This is a genomic window from Moraxella nasibovis, from assembly GCF_029581575.1.
Taxonomy (GTDB): Bacteria; Pseudomonadota; Gammaproteobacteria; order Pseudomonadales; family Moraxellaceae; genus Moraxella; species Moraxella nasibovis.
On the sequence record NZ_CP089975.1, the window covers coordinates 495,548 to 510,931 of the forward strand.

The following is a 15,384-nucleotide window of genomic DNA, read 5'->3' on the forward strand; positions in this document are numbered from 1 at the left end:
TGATATGCCAACGCAAGAAATTGGATGCGGCGTGTTGTCACAACACTTGCAAACGACCGTCAATCAGCGAGAATGTCAGTGAGAATCAAAGATGACCAGAATTGAAACTACTTTTAAAGCCCTAAAATCTCAAAATAAAAAAGCACTCATCCCATACATCATGGCAGGCGACCCAAACCCTGCCGTTACCGTGTCGCTGCTGCATGATTTGGTGGCGCATGGGGCGGACATCATTGAGCTTGGCTTGCCGTTTTCTGACCCGATGGCAGATGGGCAAATTATCGCTCATGCTGGTGAGCGAGCTTTGGCTCGTGGCACCAGTACGCTGTCTGCCATTGAGATGGTGCGTGAGTTTCGTAAGACCAACACCCATACGCCGATTCTGGTGATGGGCTATCTAAATCCGATTGAAATCATCGGCTATGAAAAATTTGCCGATTTGTGTGCTTCGGCTGGCGTGGATGCGATTTTGATGGTGGATTTGCCACCGTATGAGGCTGGCGATTTTCCAAAAAATCTACACACTCGCACGGACAATCCAATCAATCAGATTTTCCTACTCTCACCCACCACCGAGCCTGAGCGCCGTGCCAAGGTCATCAAAGAATGCAGCGGCTTTATCTATTATGTTTCGGTCAAGGGCGTGACAGGCTCAAAAGCATTGAATGTGGATGAGGTGAGCCGTCAGATTCAAATCATCAAATCTGAGACCGACATTCCTGTGTGCGTGGGCTTTGGCATTCGTGACGGTGTGTCGGCTCGTGCCTTGGGAGCGGTGGCTGATGGCGTGATTGTCGGTAGCGAGCTTGTCAAAAACTTTGCAGGCGTGGCGGCAGATGATGAGGCGGCGATTGCATCTGCTCGTGCCAATTTGCTTGCCAAGATGGATGAATTGCGAGCTGCGATTGACAGTATTTGATGGCGATCGTGCGATTTGACCGCTCATTTAGCATAAAGATGGCATAAATTAGCATAAAAGATGGCATAAATTTGCCTGATGACACAAAATTTATTTGCCAAATAAATAATACAAGTGTAAACTATGTCAAATTGTAAATGATACAAAAGCAAGGATAATTTATGTCAAATCCAGCTGAAATGGCAACGAGCGAGCCGACCATTTGGCTAAAACGCAGCGTGCCGGGCATCAAGCAAGATCGTGTGGTCGTACCATCGGCGGTGGAGACCGAGCCATCGACCGAATGCCCAAATTGCCATTCTTTAACCACCAATACCAGCTTGATTTTTAATCAATATGTTTGCCCTGATTGTGATCATCATTTGACCATGTCGGCACGCAAACGCTTAACTTGGTTTTTTGACAGTGTCAGTGCGGAGCTGGGTCAGGAATTTGTTGCAGGCAATCCGCTGAATTTCGTGGATTCTAAGCCTTATCCCAAGCGCATGGAAGAGGCGCAGGCGGCGACTGGCGAGAGCGAGGCTTTGCTGGTTATGGAAGGTCGCATTAAAAATTTAGAACTCATCGCTTGTGCGTTTGATTTTAAATTCATGGGCGGTTCCATGGGTTCGGTGGTGGGCGACCGCTTTGTGATGGCTGCCGAAAAAGCCCTAGCCGAACGCAAGCCTTTGGTGTGCTTTGCGGCATCTGGCGGTGCAAGAATGCAAGAGGGCTTGCTTTCATTGATGCAGATGGCACGCACATCGGCAGCGATTGAGCGGCTGCGACTGGCGGGCGTGCCTTATGTGGTGGTGCTGACCAACCCTGTCTATGGCGGAGTTACCGCAAGTCTTGCCATGCTTGGCGATGTGCATATCGCTGAACCTAAGGCGATGATTGGCTTTGCAGGCAAACGAGTGATTGAGCAGACGGTGCGTGAAGTGCTTGACGAGCCATTCCAGCGAGCAGAGTTTTTGCTAGAAAAAGGCACGGTGGATATGGTGGTGCATCGTCATCAGTTGGTGGAGACGGTGCATCGCATTTTAACCAAACTTGCTAAATTGCCAAATGCTTGATTTTTCCTTAAATTTTTTGATTTTTATCCGAAAAATAGCAAGGTTTTTCTATCTTTTGCCAAGAATGTGCTATAATAACAAAAACGCTTGCAATGCAGGCGTTTTTGTTATGGGTTAAAAATGAGAAAATCATGCACAATACCACGCTCACCGAACACGACAGCCTATCATCATGGCTAGAATATATCGCATCCATTCATGTCTCCGCCATTGATATGGGACTTGATCGTGTGCTGCCTGTGGCTCAAAAACTGGGCATCTTAAAACAAGATTTGACCCACCTCCCTTATGTCTTTACGGTGGCAGGCACGAACGGCAAAGGTTCAACCACAGCGACCATCGCCCAGATTTGCCAAAGCGCAGGGTATAAGACAGCACTGTATCAATCGCCACATTTGGTGAGCTTTACCGAACGCATCAAGATAGGCGGCATAGGCATTGATGAGCCGACACTTGTGCGTGCGTTGGCGAGCGTTGAGCAGGTGCGTTTAGAATGCGGTCTGTCTTTGTCGTTTTTTGAGATGACGACTTTGGCGGCTTTTTTGATTTTTAAAGAAGCTGCCTGTGATGTGTGGGTGCTAGAAATTGGCTTGGGCGGACGACTTGATGTGGTCAATATCATTGATCCTGATGTGGCGGTGATTACCAATGTTGGCATTGACCATGTGGATTGGCTGGGCGATGATATTGAGAAAATTGGCTTTGAAAAGGCAGGGATTATCCGCCCTAATATTCCTGCGATTTTGGGGGCAAGACAGCTACCAAACAGCGTCTTTGAAGTGGTGCAGAACAATCAGGCGTATGCTTATCAGCTGGGTCGTGCCTATGAATTTAGCGAGCAGGCAGACGGCTGGCAATATTCATCGCCTGCCATTACGCTTCATTTGCCCAAGCCTAAATTATCGCTGATGAATGCGGTCAATGCAGTCAGTGCGGTATTGGCATCGTCTTTGGAGATTGCTCCGCACGCCATTGCTTATGGGCTAAACCAAGTGTCGCTTGCTGGGCGGTTTGATCATCGCTTGCTTGCAGGTCGTCAGTGGTTGTTTGATGTGGCGCATAACGCTCATGGCATGGGTTTTTTGTTGGAGCAGTTCATTCCTTATTGGCAGCATCATCAAGCCAAGCACAATGCCGCCAAGCTCCATGTCGTCTTTTCTATGCTGGGTGATAAGGACATCGGCTCGGTGCTGGATTTGTTGCAGGCGAGCATGAACGATGGGGCGTTTAAGATTGCCACTTGGCACATTGCCGCCATTGACCATGTGCGAGCCATGCCGTTGTCCGAGATTTTGTCGTTGGTCAATGAGCGTCTTGATGGGGCGAATATCATCACTTATGAGAATCTGGCGGCGGCAAGTGCTGGGGCGGTGGCGACAAGTGGCGAGCAGGATTTGTTGTTGGTGTTTGGTTCGTTTCACACGGTGGGCGAAGTGCTGACGGCATTGAATTAAACCGCCAAGATTGTTGTGATATTGTAAACAAACGCTTGGCGCGCTTATTGTTGGATTGACAAGGCGTTATAAAAATTGTATTTTTATCGGTTTGTATTTTATGATTTTGATTTGTTCAGCATGACAGACAAATTGATGGTGCTTTATGATTGCAAAACAAATAATTTTAGGGTCGGCATTGCTTTTGGGTGGGGTGGTAACGATTTTTGCCATGACGCAAAACAACAAATCTGCCAAGCCAGACGACAGCGTGCAGCAGCCTGTCAAGGAGACGCAGACGGTCGCACGACCTGTGGCGGTGCCTTTGACCGCAGATGTGGCGACCGAAGAAAAGGTGCTGGCACAAAAGCAACGAGAGCGAGAGATTTATAATCGGCAGCTCGCCAAAGAGGCTGATGCGCTCTTAAATGAGCAAGAGCAAGCTCGTATGCTGGCGCTGGACAAAGCCAAGCAAGAGGCGAATCCGACATCAAGCACGCAGATCAGCGCCGACAGTGCCTCTAAAAGCGAGCTGATCGCTGTGCCTGCGGTGCAGACTCGCCCAGAGGCGGTGGAGGCGGCAAGAGCGGCTGAGCAGAAGAAAGCTGCCGAACAAAAGGCGGCTCAAGAAAAACAGCTTGCCGAACAAAAAGCCAAAGAGGCACAAAGCACTAAGACTGCTGACAATAAAGCAGCCGAATCCAAAAAAGAGCAAGACACCAAAAAAGCAAAGACTGACCAAAGCAAGTCTCAAAATAAAGCACAAAACACCGCCAAGGGCAAGCACACGGTGGTGCAGGGCGATACTTTGATTAGACTGTCTAGCACCTATGGCGTCCCTGTTTCGGCATTGGCAGCAGCCAATAACATGAGCCGTAATGACGCTTTGCCATTGGGTCGCACCATCAACATTCCTAGTGCGTCTGAGGTAGCCAAAATCGAGCGCAGCCAAAAGCAAACCAATGCTCAAAAGCCTGCCAAGACCGATGAGAAAAAGCCTGCAAGCAGCACAAATTCTGCCTATAATTACAGCGTGCAAGTCGCCATCTCGCCTGACAAAGCCAAAGTCGATGAGATGGTCAAAAAGTACCGTGCGGCAGGCTATCAGGTCAGCACCAGTCAGACTTCTCGTGGTACTCGTGTGCTGATCGGCTCGGCAAATTCTTATGATGAGGCAAACGCACTCAAACAAAAGCTTGCCAAAGACGGTCGAGTCGATGCCAGTGGTGCGTGGGTGAAAAAGCTGGAAAAATAATGCTTTTTTATCCAGACTTGGCAAATGATAAAAAACACGGTATCATGCCGTGTTTTTTATGTCTTTGAATTATTTTGATTTTTTTATTTGATTTTTTATTTGATTTGGGGGTTTGGGTGCTATGATTGAGCTGGTGATTGGTCTTGGTGTGGTGCTGCTTGCGCTGATTATTTGGTTTAAAAGACCCAAACAAAAGGCGGTCAAGGGTGATGAGCTTGCCATTTGGCCGTTTGAGCCGATGCCAATCATGACTGATAGCGAGGTGCTGTTTTTTAAAAAATTACAGCTTGCCTTGCCTGAGTATTTGATTTTCAGTCAGGTGCAATTATCCAGAATCATTGAGCCAAGCGATGAAGCGGGACGAGACCGTCAATTTTGGTTCAATAGAGTGTGTCGTCAGAGCGTGGATTTTGTGCTGATTGATAAAGACTGCCAGACGGTACTGGCTGCCATTGAGCTGGACGACTGGACACACGAGTCGCAAGCACGCCAAAAACAAGACGCCAAAAAAGACAAAGCTTTGGCAAGTGCAGGCATACCCATCATGCGTTTTCATGCCGAAAAGATGCCAAGCATTGAGATGGTGCGCATGGATGTGATTGAAGTGCTTAGACAATTTGGCTGATGTCTGATGGCGTTTAATTTCATAGACAAATCCACGCACTGCCCAAAATCATAAATTAGCAAGCATAAAAAAACCACGCAAATAGGGCGTGGTTTTTATTGTTAAAGCAAGTTTAAGGCTGCTTATAAGCCTTGTGGCATGAACCACAGCTTTCGCCAAGCTTGCCTAGTGGGGCGCTGACATCGTTGGCAGATTGAGCGTTGGCAGCAGCGTCAGACAGGGCAGTGGCAGCGGCATTGAATTCGTCTGCTTTTGCCTTAAAGCCAGCAGCGTCTGACCATACGGCATCTTGGGCTTTGCCTTTATTGGCAGCGTCAGCAAAATGCGACCAAACATGGTCGGTGCTCGCCTTGATGCTGTCGGCTTGTTCTTTGAAAGCAGCGGCATCAAAGGTCTCAGGCTTTTCGGTCATGCCTTTCATGATGTCGCTAGAAATGCGCCAGTCTTGCATGATGTCTTGACGAGCTTTGATGTCGTCGGCGGTTTGGGTTTTTGAGCTACACGCTGTCAGCGCCAAGGCTGATATAGCAAATGCAGCGACTACTTTGCTAAATGATTTCATGGCTTCCTCATTAGGGTGGCTAAATGCGCCATCGGACAAATTAAATCCCAAATGGCGCAAGATACAGCAAATATAGCACACTCGTTGTCAATACTCAATCATCACGCACGGATTGTTACAATCTAAAAAGACTGCTCAAACTTCTGGTAACTTTTCTCACGCATTGACACATCATCGCTGGCTGATGTGTATGCTCATCGATTGAGCTTTGTGGTGTGGTGTGATGTCAAGCCAAAGCCAGCCAGTCTTTTGGTTTTAGATAAAAGTCGGTCAATTCAAATTCACGAGTGCCTGCCTGTGGTTCGTAGCGATACGCCCAGCTTGCCAGCGGCGGCATACTGACTAAGATGGATTCGGTGCGTCCGTTGGATTGCAAACCAAAAATCGTCCCACGGTCATAGACGAGATTGTACTCCACATAGCGTCCCCGTCTATAAAGCTGAAACGCTCGTTCATCGGCGGTGTAGGCTTTGTGTTTGTTATTGTCAAAGATGGGCAAAATGCCGTCCAGATAGCCCAGACCGACCGCTTGCATGAGCGAAAAACACTTCTCAAAATCCCAGCCTGTGGTGGCGGTGTTGATGTCATCATAAAACAGACCGCCCACGCCACGACATTCATTGCGGTGTTTTAGATAAAAATAGTCATCGCACCATGTTTTAAATTTTGGGTAAATCTCTTCGCCAAAAGGTTGGCATAACTCATGAGCGACCTTATGCCAATGGACGACATCGGATAAGTTGGGATAAAAGGGTGTCAAATCAAACCCACCGCCAAACCACCAAATCGGCGCGCCGCCATCATTTGGCTGTGCCACAAACAGTCGCACATTGGCATGGCTTGTGGGAATGTGCGGATTTTTTGGGTGAATGACCAAGGATACGCCCATTGCTTGAGCTTTTGCCCCTGCCAGTGTCGGATAACGTTCGGATGCTGATGGCGGTAGTTTGTTGATGTGAATGTGGCTGAACATCACGCCGCCTTTTTCAATGACTTGTCCGTCTGATAGGACGCACGAGCGACCGCCACCACCTTCGGCTCGCTCCCAGTCGTCGATGACGAATTTGGCATCGCTACCGCCATCAACACCGCCTGCGGATTCTTGGGCTTCTAAGGCTTGGCAAATTTGTGCTTGCAAGTTCAATAAAAATTGGCGAACTTTGGCAAGTTTGTCTTCAAATGCGTAAAAATCGTTCGTGTTGTTCATATGTTTTGTCCATAAATTAGTGGCTGTCGGTTTGTTTTTGGATAAAATGCCCCATTTTCTCGCCTTTTATCCCCAGATAGTCTTCATTGTGTGGATTTACGCCGACTATCAATGGCACTCGCTCCACGATGTCAATGCCAAGCTCGGTTAAGCCACTCACTTTATTGGGGTTGTTGGTGAGAAGTTTGGCTTTTGTAATGCCGACTGATTTTAACATCACTTCACACATCTCATAAGTGCGAGCGTCCGCTGGTAGTCCCAGCATGAGATTGGCTTCTAGGGTGTCGTGTCCTTGGTCTTGTAGGGCGTAGGCACGGATTTTATTGACCAGCCCAATCCCACGCCCTTCTTGGCGTAAGTAGAGTATCGCCCCACAGCCGTGAGCGATGATTTGTTTCATGGCAAAGTTTAATTGTGGGCCACAGTCGCATTTGAGCGAGCCAAACGCATCGCCAGTCAAACACTCCGAATGAATGCGAATGAGCGGAATGATATCTGTGTCATCGCAAGGCAGGCCGTGCGAGAGCAAAATGTGTTCTTGACCGTGTTCGTTTTCAAAGGCATGAATGACAAAATCCCCATGCACGGTAGGGAGATTGGCCTTGCTGACAAATTGGTACAAAATGTTCCCCAAATCTGGTAAATTGTGAATAATTTGTGAATTAAATGGTGCTACTATGGCAAATTAAAAGGCTATCTTGTAAAATAAGCCATTCGCCAAAAGTCGAATGCTTATTATAACCCAAAAATTGTCATAAACTTAACACGACTTTTTAAAGATAACCGTTAAAGAATTAAAACTTGGAACATAGCCTAATGCCAACTTCTGCCACCATGCCAAGCCACCAACCCAAAACTTTTACCACCATACCAACCGCTCGCCCGCACACGCCCACGCTTGACCGTGTGGATTTGCCTTGTGATTTAAAGTCGCTAAATGCTGATGAGCTGTGCGTTTTGGCGGATGAACTGCGTGAATATTTGCTGTGGTCGGTCGGTCAAAGTGGCGGACATTTTGGGGCGAATTTGGGTGTGGTGGAGCTGACCGTTGCTCTGCACGCCATGTATGACACGCCTTATGATAAACTTGTCTGGGATGTGGGTCATCAGGCGTATGCACACAAAGTGCTTACAGGGCGTAAAAACGAACTGCCCAGCATTCGTAGCAAGCAGGGCTTGACCGCCTTTCCTGAGCGGGGTGAGAGCGAGTACGACACCTTTGGCGTGGGGCATAGCTCAACTTCCATCTCAGCAGGACTGGGTATGAGCCTTGCCAGCCGTATTTTGGGCGAAAACCGTAAAGTCGTCTCCATCATTGGCGATGGGGCGATGACGGGGGGTATGGCATTTGAGGCGATGAACGATGCGGTGCAACAAAATGCCGATTTGACAGTGGTGCTAAATGATAATGACATGTCCATCTCGCAGGCGATTGGTGGATTTAGCCGTCATTTGGCAAGGCTTTGGCAACGAGGTCTGGCGTTTGACATGGATAAGCACGGCAACATTTTGATGACCAAGCGAGAGATTAGCACCGATGACCGCCGAGTGCGTCATTATCTGCACATGGCAACGGACGCCAAAGAGACTTTGGAGAAAATCCCTGCCAAACTGGGGACAAACCTTGTGCAAAATATCGGTAATTTGCTTGGCAAAAACGCTCCGCCCATGCCCCTATCGGACAAAATTGCCGAAAAATTGAACGACCACATTTTCCCTGATAATTTGTTTAAGGCGATTGGCTTTACTTATCTAGGACCTTTTGATGGGCATGATTTGCCAAAGCTGTTGCAAGTCTTTGAACGAGCCAAACAGCTCAAAGGGGCGGTGCTGATTCATGTGCATACAGTGAAGGGCAAGGGCTTTGCACCTGCCGAAGCCGACCCCATCAAATACCACGCCATTGGCAAGCTGCCAAAAACCGACACGCCTAAGACCGATAAACCTACCGCCAAAAAATACTCGGACATTTTTGGGGAGTGGCTCATGGATAAAGGCGATGACCCCAAGCTCGTTGCCATTACGCCTGCGATGTGCGAAGGCTCTGGCATGGTGGAATTTGCCAAGCGTTATCCTGCCAAGTTTTTTGATGTGGCGATTGCCGAACAGCACGCCGTAACCTTAGCTGGCGGTATGGCGACAGGCGGACTCAAACCTGTGGTGGCGATTTATTCCACCTTTTTGCAGCGAGGCTACGATCAGTTTGTTCATGATGTCGCCTTGCAAAAGTTAGATGTTACCTTTGCCATTGACCGAGCGGGGCTTGTGGGCGAGGACGGAGCGACTCATGCAGGCGTGTTTGATTTGGCGTATTTAAGATGCGTGCCAAATGTCATCATCGCCACGCCAAGTGATGAACACGAATGCTATCAGCTATTAAACGCTTGCTATGATTATCAAGGAACGAGTGCCATTCGCTATCCACGAGGGGCAGGCGTGGGGCGTGAGATTGTCAAAACTGATGAAAAGTTTGAAATCGGCAAAGGGCGAATTGTTTGGCAAAGCGGTCAAGAAAAACCGTTCGTGGTGAGCCAGTCAAACCATGACGGTTTTTCTGATGTCCTTCGACAAGCTCAGGACGAACGAAAAACCATACAAACAAACAGCAACAAACATTTGGTACTGTTTAACTTCGGCACTCGCTTGGCGGACGGCTTAAAAGCGGTAGAAAAACTTGAAAATGTCTCGGTTACCGTCTGTGATATGCGGTGGGTTAAGCCTCTTGATACTGCCTTGATTGACAAACTTGCCAAAACCGCCACCCACATCGCAACCCTTGAAGAACATCAAATCATGGGTGGAGCGGGTTCTGCGGTGGGCGAATATTTGGCAAGCGCAGGCATAACTTTACCGATAAAACAGCTTGGCATTGCCGACAAATTCATCGCCCACGGCTCGCACGCTGAACAGTTGGCAGAATGTGGGATTGATGAGAAAGGGATTTTGGAGAGTTTAACCAAATTTATCAATTAAAATCAGGAATGAATAATGATGAAAGTCTCTGTTTTATTAGGTTTGGCGATTTGTCTTGTGGCTTGTCAGCAAATAAACGGCTCGCCTAAAATGTCTAATCCTGATTATTGCCATCTTGTACAAACAGTGGATTATAATTTGTATGAGGTTTTGGAGCTTGGTACGAGTAGTGACTTTCAAGATATGATTGTATCTAGTATGCCGTTGCTACGACGAAATGCCTTTGAAAGTGTTGAGCTGATTGATGATGATTTGATTGATGGCAATATTAATCTTTTCATTCAAATTAAAGACGATAGTATTAGGAAGTCACAACCCACCACCCCTTCAGTTGTTTTGGAAGTTGATGGTAAAAAAGTGCAGTTTTTCAATGTGTATAATCAGCTTGACCATGAAATAGAATTGGCTTTTGCTGATAATGATTTGGCATTATCTACTTTTGAAAAGCTAAAATTTGTGAATTGCAAGTAGTGAAATCTGTCAAGAGCTCATTAAAAGTCGTGGTAATTTTGGCTATTTTGGTGTATCATAATCGTTTGTTTGCATGACGAGTGCAAAACCGATTATTTAACTGTTTAACATGAATCTGGTAGGTGAATTATGGAACCGATGGTGGTGATTGCATCACAAGTAGCACAAAAAGTAGGTCATGAGATTTTGCGAGCTCATGAAAATCGTCATCGTGTTGATTTGGCGGTAGAATCTAAGGGTATTGATGGCCTAGTCACCAAAATTGACCGTTATGCCGAAGAGCTGACCATTTCTTTATTAAAAGAAAGCTATCCAAATCACTCATTTTTGGGCGAAGAGTTTGGCTTGCAAGAAGGCAAGGGCATGGATGCAGAATGGTGCTGGATCATTGATCCTTTGGATGGCACGCAGAACTTTGTGCATGGCGTACCGCATTTTTGCGTGTCCATCGCCGTCCAAAAAAATGGCGTCACCGAGCATGGCGTGGTCTATGACCCTGTGCGTGATGAGCTATTTACTGCCAGCCGTGGTCGTGGTGCCAGATTGAACCAACGCCGTTTGACGGTTTCCGACCGCAAAACCATCGCAGGCGGTCTGTTTACCACAGGGCACCCTTATGAGCGTATGGTTGGCGAGACTCGCACCAGCTTTGCTCGTCAGCATTTTGCCAGTTTGCAGGCTGTATGTGAAAATGGCGGTCAGGTTCGCCGTACAGGTTCGGCAGCGCTTGATCTTTGCTATGTGGCGGCAGGTCGTTTTGATGGCTATTTTGAGATGAGCATCAAGCCTTGGGACATCGCAGCAGGCGAGCTGATCGTCACCGAATCTCGTGGCGTGGTCGTGGATCATCATGGTGCAAGTCAAGCGATGACGACAGGCTCGATATTTGCATGTAATGTCAAATTGCTAAAACCGCTCATGCAGTTGGTCATTCCGACTTGGGAAAACGCCTTAATCAATTGATGGGGTGTTGATCTAATCCTGTCATGAATCACACAAAAACCCAAATGCGACTTGCATTTGGGTTTTTGTTTTGTATATAATCTAAAAACTGTTGAAACAAGGAAGTTTTCATGGATTCTATCATTTCTTTATTATTGCCTTTATGCTTGATGGTTGTCATGGCAGGGCTTGGGCTTGAACTGACGATTCGTGATTTTTTGCGCGTCAAGGATAATCCCAAGGTCATCATCGTTGCTTTGTTTTGCCAATTGGTGATTTTGGTGGCGGCGGCATTTGCCCTGTGTGTCATGCTTAAATTGCCACCGATTTTGGCGGTGGGTATGATGATGCTTGCGGCCTCACCGGGCGGTGCTACGGCGAATTTATTCAGCTATCTATTCAAGGGTGATGTTGCGCTGAACATCACTCTAACGGCGGTCAATGCCATCATCTCGGCGGTTACTTTTCCGCTCATCGTGAATTTTGCGATTGATTACTTCATCAATGATGGGCAAGCGCTTGGGTTGCAGTTTGGTAAAGTGCTACAAGTTTTTGCGATCATTTTGCTGCCCGTCATCGCTGGTATGCTCATTCGTCATTATCATCAGGCGCTCGCCAGCAGGCTCGAGCGATTCGTGCGAGTATTTGCCATTGTCTTTTTGCTGCTCATCATTGTCGGTGCGGTGGTGGCTGAGCGTGCTAACATCATCAGCTATATTGAGCAGGTTGGGCTTGCGACGGCGTTGTTTTGTATGATGAGTTTGTCGGTGGGGTATTTTGTGCCAAGATGGTTTGGTGTCGCCAATAGGCAGGCAAAGGCGTGTGCGTTTGAGATTGGTATTCACAATAGCACGCTTGCCATGACCATTGCGCTCACCATCATGAATAGTGCAATGATGGCGATTCCTGCGGTGATTTATTCGGCATTCATGTATATTTTTGGTGTGGTGTTTGGGCTTTTGTTGAATAAATTTGCCCCCAGCGACCATACTCATGCAGCTTAAAGACTGATATTAAATTCATGATTGCCCGATGGGGTGAATTAGCCATTCACTCTATAAACCGCATTAAATGTTTGGGGTGAGCGTCTGCTGGCATAAATTATTTTTAGCACGCGCCCACACATGAATATAAAGCCAAGTCTTTTGGCATCAATGGAGATTGATGCGTGATGCGCTGATTTTAGGCTTGATGAATTAGGTGTTTTTCATAGCGTGCTAACTGCGACCCCATGAGCGTGGGCAGCTGATCGATGTCAGGCAGGGCGGTTGGACAGGCGGTGATGCCAAAGTCAAGTTTGTCTTGATGATTGGCGAGTGTAATGTTGAGCGCCTGCCCGTCAAGCAGCACCGATGCTGGAAAGATGTGCGTTAATTTTGCGCCATTTAAGTAGCGTGGCGCGCCATCGCTTGGGATATTGGAAATGATGAGATTGAACGCCTGCTTGGTGGGGGCAAGTCGTGTCGCCAGATTGATGCCAGCCCAGCCGTAGCTGAGTAGGCTATAATTGATGATTTGCGCTTGCGTCAGGCAAGAAAAGCGATTTTTGCCTTCAGTAATGCTGACTTGGATGTCATTTAGGCGTGCGATGTCATCGCTTTGATGCGTGGCAAGATTTGCCAACAAAAAAGACAGCTGATTGCCCGTGTGGCTGTCATCTTGGCGTAGGCTGATGGGCACAAAGGCGGTCAAAGGCTTGTCTGGCAAGGCGTTTTTGGCAGATAGATAGTCACGCAGCGCACCAGCACACACTGCCAAAATCACATCATTGGTGCTGACATGAAAGTGCTTGGCGATGGCGACAAAACGCGCTTTGTCAAAGGACTGCGTGGTCAAAAAACGCGCTTTTGAGATGCGCTGATTAAAAAGGGATGGCGGTGTGCTAAGCGTGCTGACAGCGCACTTCGGTCGGCTACCAAAATCATCAATCAGCGTTTTGATGACAGGCTTTATCGTGCTGATTTGCTCTTTGATCAGCGAGCGTATTTTGGGCTTGGTGGTGTGGCTGCTTTTGGGCTTTGCACGCTTTTGTGCCGACCAGAACTGCCAAGCAAACTCTTCATCTGGCGAAGTGGACAGCGACCGCTCAAACAGACGCATGGCGGCGACCCCATCTGCCATGGCGTGATGCATTTTTAAAAAAATGGCAAAACGATGTGGCAGCCCTTCTTGGGTGGGGTTTAGCCCATCGATGACATGGCATTCCCACAAAGGGCGGCTGCGATCAAGTGTGCGAGCGTGTTCATCAGATGCGTACGCCAGCAGTGCCTGCTCGCTGCCATCGTCTAATTTGTGATATTTGATGTGGCGGCGAATGTCAACATGCTCATCATTCACCCAAAAAGCTCGATTTTTGAGCAGCTGATTAAAAGGGGGTGTTGCTTTGATCTCGCTTGTGGTAATCTGCCGCACCAAGGTCTTGACAAAGTCATCTTTGGCGTTGTCAGGCAGCTCAAAGAGACACAGCCCCGTCACATGCATGGGCTGTTTGTCAGACTCTAACAAAAAAAACAAATGATCGGTAATGCTCAACGCTTGCACGACGACCGCCTTAATCAATCAGGAAATATTTATTGAAAGAAATAGCCAGTCTGCGGGCTACTAGCTACCGCCATTTTGCGAGCAGGCATACGACCTGCCAAAAAGGCTTGGCGACCTGCGTTGATGGCGTTTTTCATGGCGTGTGCCATCATGACAGGGTTTTGAGCGTGGGCGATGGCTGAGTTCATCAGTACGCCATCACAGCCCAGCTCCATGGCGATGGCAGCGTCAGATGCCGTGCCGACACCTGCATCCACCAAAATCGGCACATTGGCATTTTCAATGATAAGACTTAGCGTGTGGCGGTTTAATAGCCCCAAGCCTGAGCCAATCAAGCTGCCCAGCGGCATGACCGCCACACAGCCCATATTTTCAAGCTCTTTGGCAACGATGGGGTCGTCAGAAGTATAAACCATCACATCAAAACCATCGTCAATCAGCACGCGTGCCGCCTTTAAAGTCTCGGTAACATTCGGATATAGGGTTTTTTCATCGCCTAGCACTTCCAGCTTGACCAGATTATGCCCATCAAGCAGCTCACGAGCCAGCATACAAGTGCGAATGGCGCTGTCTGCATCGAAACAGCCTGCAGTATTGGGCAAGATGGTGTAGTCTTTTGGCGAGATGACATCGAGTAGATTTGGTTCACCTTTATTTTGCCCAATGTTGGTGCGGCGAATGGCGACCGTCACAATCTGGCTGCCACTGGCTTTGATGGCGTCCCCTGTTTCAGTCAGGTCTTTATATTTGCCTGTGCCGACCAGTAGGCGTGATGAGAAGGTGCGTGAGCCAATGCTAAAAGTATCGTTGGCTAATGGGTTGGTTAATAAATCAGTCATATGTTGCTCTGTCGTTTTTATTGGGATTAAAATTGCCTTAGTATAGCAAATTTCTTGATGGATTGTGAAACTATTCTTGGGAGAAAATAAATCTTGAAAAAATAAAAAAGCCCACCGAAGTGAGCTTTTTAGAATATGGGGTGAGTAATGGGACTTGAACCCACGACAACCGGAATCACAATCCGGGGCTCTACCAACTGAGCTATACCCACCATAATTTAAATACAAGTCAGGCAAATGGCGCGCCTGGCAGGATTCGAACCTGCGACCACCTGCTTAGAAGGCAGATGCTCTATCCAACTGAGCTACAGGCGCTCATGTGGCTTAATGTTAGCATTAAAATTTTTAATTACTAACAAAAAAAGCCGTTAAGGCTTTAAAAATGGTCGGAGTGGAGGGATTCGAACCCCCGACCCTCTGGTCCCAAACCAGATGCGCTACCAAGCTGCGCTACACTCCGATTTTTTTGACTGACTGAGTTTGTTCTCATGCCGTCGTTGTGGTGCGTATGATACAGCCAAGATGCCAATGTGTCAATTAAATTTTTTAAAAAAATCATAAA

At 47.7% G+C, this 15,384-nt stretch carries 14 protein-coding genes and 3 tRNA genes; 9 read left to right on the top strand and 8 right to left on the bottom strand.

Going from position 1 to position 15,384, the window contains the following annotated elements:
• Window positions 1–91 precede the first annotated feature (91 nt).
• The 5 genes from trpA (at window position 92) to LU290_RS02255 (ending at window position 5,287) form a co-directional block, all read left to right on the top strand.
• A complete protein-coding gene (trpA, locus tag LU290_RS02235) occupies window positions 92–919 on the top strand; it encodes a tryptophan synthase subunit alpha (protein WP_277808942.1) in 828 nt (275 codons plus the stop codon).
• 161 nt (window positions 920–1,080) lie between these two features.
• Window positions 1,081–1,974 (top strand): acetyl-CoA carboxylase, carboxyltransferase subunit beta, encoded by an 894-nt coding sequence (gene accD / locus LU290_RS02240; protein ID WP_277808943.1) that lies wholly within the window; start codon window positions 1,081–1,083, stop codon window positions 1,972–1,974.
• A 131-nt stretch (window positions 1,975–2,105) separates the two neighbouring features.
• Window positions 2,106–3,428 carry a bifunctional folylpolyglutamate synthase/dihydrofolate synthase gene (locus LU290_RS02245; protein WP_277808944.1) on the top strand — a complete coding sequence of 441 codons (1,323 nt, stop codon included), beginning with the start codon at window positions 2,106–2,108 and terminating at the stop codon, window positions 3,426–3,428.
• 145 nt (window positions 3,429–3,573) lie between these two features.
• Window positions 3,574–4,662: a LysM peptidoglycan-binding domain-containing protein gene (locus tag LU290_RS02250; RefSeq protein WP_277808945.1), complete on the top strand. Its 1,089-nt coding sequence runs from the start codon at window positions 3,574–3,576 to the stop codon at window positions 4,660–4,662.
• A 121-nt stretch (window positions 4,663–4,783) separates the two neighbouring features.
• Window positions 4,784–5,287, top strand: coding sequence for a DUF2726 domain-containing protein (locus LU290_RS02255; protein ID WP_277808946.1), 504 nt, complete (start codon window positions 4,784–4,786; stop codon window positions 5,285–5,287).
• A gap of 112 nt (window positions 5,288–5,399) precedes the next feature.
• Here the strand turns inward: LU290_RS02255 and LU290_RS02260 are convergent, their stop codons facing one another.
• From LU290_RS02260 to ribA, 3 genes are all read right to left on the bottom strand, one after another.
• Window positions 5,400–5,849: a c-type cytochrome gene (locus LU290_RS02260; protein ID WP_277808947.1), complete on the bottom strand. Its 450-nt coding sequence runs from the start codon at window positions 5,847–5,849 to the stop codon at window positions 5,400–5,402.
• Between the two features lie 226 nt (window positions 5,850–6,075).
• The gene (hemF, locus tag LU290_RS02265; protein WP_277808948.1) at window positions 6,076–7,056 is read right to left on the bottom strand and encodes an oxygen-dependent coproporphyrinogen oxidase; all 981 of its coding nucleotides are present in this window, start codon (window positions 7,054–7,056) and stop codon (window positions 6,076–6,078) included.
• 16 nt (window positions 7,057–7,072) lie between these two features.
• Window positions 7,073–7,678: a GTP cyclohydrolase II gene (ribA, locus tag LU290_RS02270; protein ID WP_277808949.1), complete on the bottom strand. Its 606-nt coding sequence runs from the start codon at window positions 7,676–7,678 to the stop codon at window positions 7,073–7,075.
• Window positions 7,679–7,872: 194 nt separating this feature from the next.
• Here ribA and LU290_RS02275 point away from each other — a divergent pair, with 194 nt between their 5' ends.
• From LU290_RS02275 to LU290_RS02290, 4 genes are all read left to right on the top strand, one after another.
• The gene (locus tag LU290_RS02275) at window positions 7,873–10,029 is read left to right on the top strand and encodes a 1-deoxy-D-xylulose-5-phosphate synthase (protein ID WP_277809536.1); all 2,157 of its coding nucleotides are present in this window, start codon (window positions 7,873–7,875) and stop codon (window positions 10,027–10,029) included.
• Window positions 10,030–10,044: 15 nt separating this feature from the next.
• Window positions 10,045–10,500 (top strand): hypothetical protein, encoded by a 456-nt coding sequence (locus LU290_RS02280; protein WP_277808950.1) that lies wholly within the window; start codon window positions 10,045–10,047, stop codon window positions 10,498–10,500.
• 129 nt (window positions 10,501–10,629) lie between these two features.
• The gene (locus tag LU290_RS02285; RefSeq protein WP_277808951.1) at window positions 10,630–11,463 is read left to right on the top strand and encodes an inositol monophosphatase family protein; all 834 of its coding nucleotides are present in this window, start codon (window positions 10,630–10,632) and stop codon (window positions 11,461–11,463) included.
• Window positions 11,464–11,573: 110 nt separating this feature from the next.
• Complete coding sequence (locus LU290_RS02290; RefSeq protein ID WP_277808952.1) at window positions 11,574–12,446, top strand: bile acid:sodium symporter family protein; 873 nt, start codon at window positions 11,574–11,576, stop codon at window positions 12,444–12,446.
• Between the two features lie 178 nt (window positions 12,447–12,624).
• On the opposite strand, the gene LU290_RS02295 is transcribed toward LU290_RS02290, so the two are convergent.
• The 5 genes from LU290_RS02295 to LU290_RS02315 form a co-directional block, all read right to left on the bottom strand.
• Entirely contained in the window at window positions 12,625–13,983 is a 1,359-nt protein-coding gene (locus tag LU290_RS02295) for a WS/DGAT/MGAT family O-acyltransferase (protein ID WP_277808953.1), read from the bottom strand.
• 29 nt (window positions 13,984–14,012) lie between these two features.
• Window positions 14,013–14,822 carry a thiazole synthase gene (locus LU290_RS02300; protein WP_277808954.1) on the bottom strand — a complete coding sequence of 270 codons (810 nt, stop codon included), beginning with the start codon at window positions 14,820–14,822 and terminating at the stop codon, window positions 14,013–14,015.
• A gap of 136 nt (window positions 14,823–14,958) precedes the next feature.
• Window positions 14,959–15,034 (bottom strand) — tRNA-His (locus tag LU290_RS02305).
• Between the two features lie 26 nt (window positions 15,035–15,060).
• A tRNA-Arg gene (locus LU290_RS02310) sits at window positions 15,061–15,137 on the bottom strand.
• A gap of 68 nt (window positions 15,138–15,205) precedes the next feature.
• Window positions 15,206–15,282: transfer RNA gene (locus tag LU290_RS02315), tRNA-Pro, on the bottom strand.
• Window positions 15,283–15,384 lie beyond the last annotated feature (102 nt).

Bases quoted from the DNA above. Each gene is read 5' to 3' on its own strand.
- LU290_RS02285 (WP_277808951.1), top strand. From the start codon at position 10,630: ATGGAACCGATGGTGGTGATTGCATCACAAGTAGCACAAAAAGTAGGT.
- accD (WP_277808943.1), top strand. From the start codon at position 1,081: ATGTCAAATCCAGCTGAAATGGCAACGAGCGAGCCGACCATTTGGCTA.
- LU290_RS02260 (WP_277808947.1), bottom strand. From the start codon at position 5,849: ATGAAATCATTTAGCAAAGTAGTCGCTGCATTTGCTATATCAGCCTTG.
- LU290_RS02275 (WP_277809536.1), top strand. From the start codon at position 7,873: ATGCCAACTTCTGCCACCATGCCAAGCCACCAACCCAAAACTTTTACC.
- LU290_RS02280 (WP_277808950.1), top strand. From the start codon at position 10,045: ATGATGAAAGTCTCTGTTTTATTAGGTTTGGCGATTTGTCTTGTGGCT.
- LU290_RS02255 (WP_277808946.1), top strand. From the start codon at position 4,784: ATGATTGAGCTGGTGATTGGTCTTGGTGTGGTGCTGCTTGCGCTGATT.
- LU290_RS02290 (WP_277808952.1), top strand. From the start codon at position 11,574: ATGGATTCTATCATTTCTTTATTATTGCCTTTATGCTTGATGGTTGTC.
- LU290_RS02245 (WP_277808944.1), top strand. From the start codon at position 2,106: ATGCACAATACCACGCTCACCGAACACGACAGCCTATCATCATGGCTA.
- LU290_RS02250 (WP_277808945.1), top strand. From the start codon at position 3,574: ATGATTGCAAAACAAATAATTTTAGGGTCGGCATTGCTTTTGGGTGGG.
- LU290_RS02300 (WP_277808954.1), bottom strand. From the start codon at position 14,822: ATGACTGATTTATTAACCAACCCATTAGCCAACGATACTTTTAGCATT.
- trpA (WP_277808942.1), top strand. From the start codon at position 92: ATGACCAGAATTGAAACTACTTTTAAAGCCCTAAAATCTCAAAATAAA.
- hemF (WP_277808948.1), bottom strand. From the start codon at position 7,056: ATGAACAACACGAACGATTTTTACGCATTTGAAGACAAACTTGCCAAA.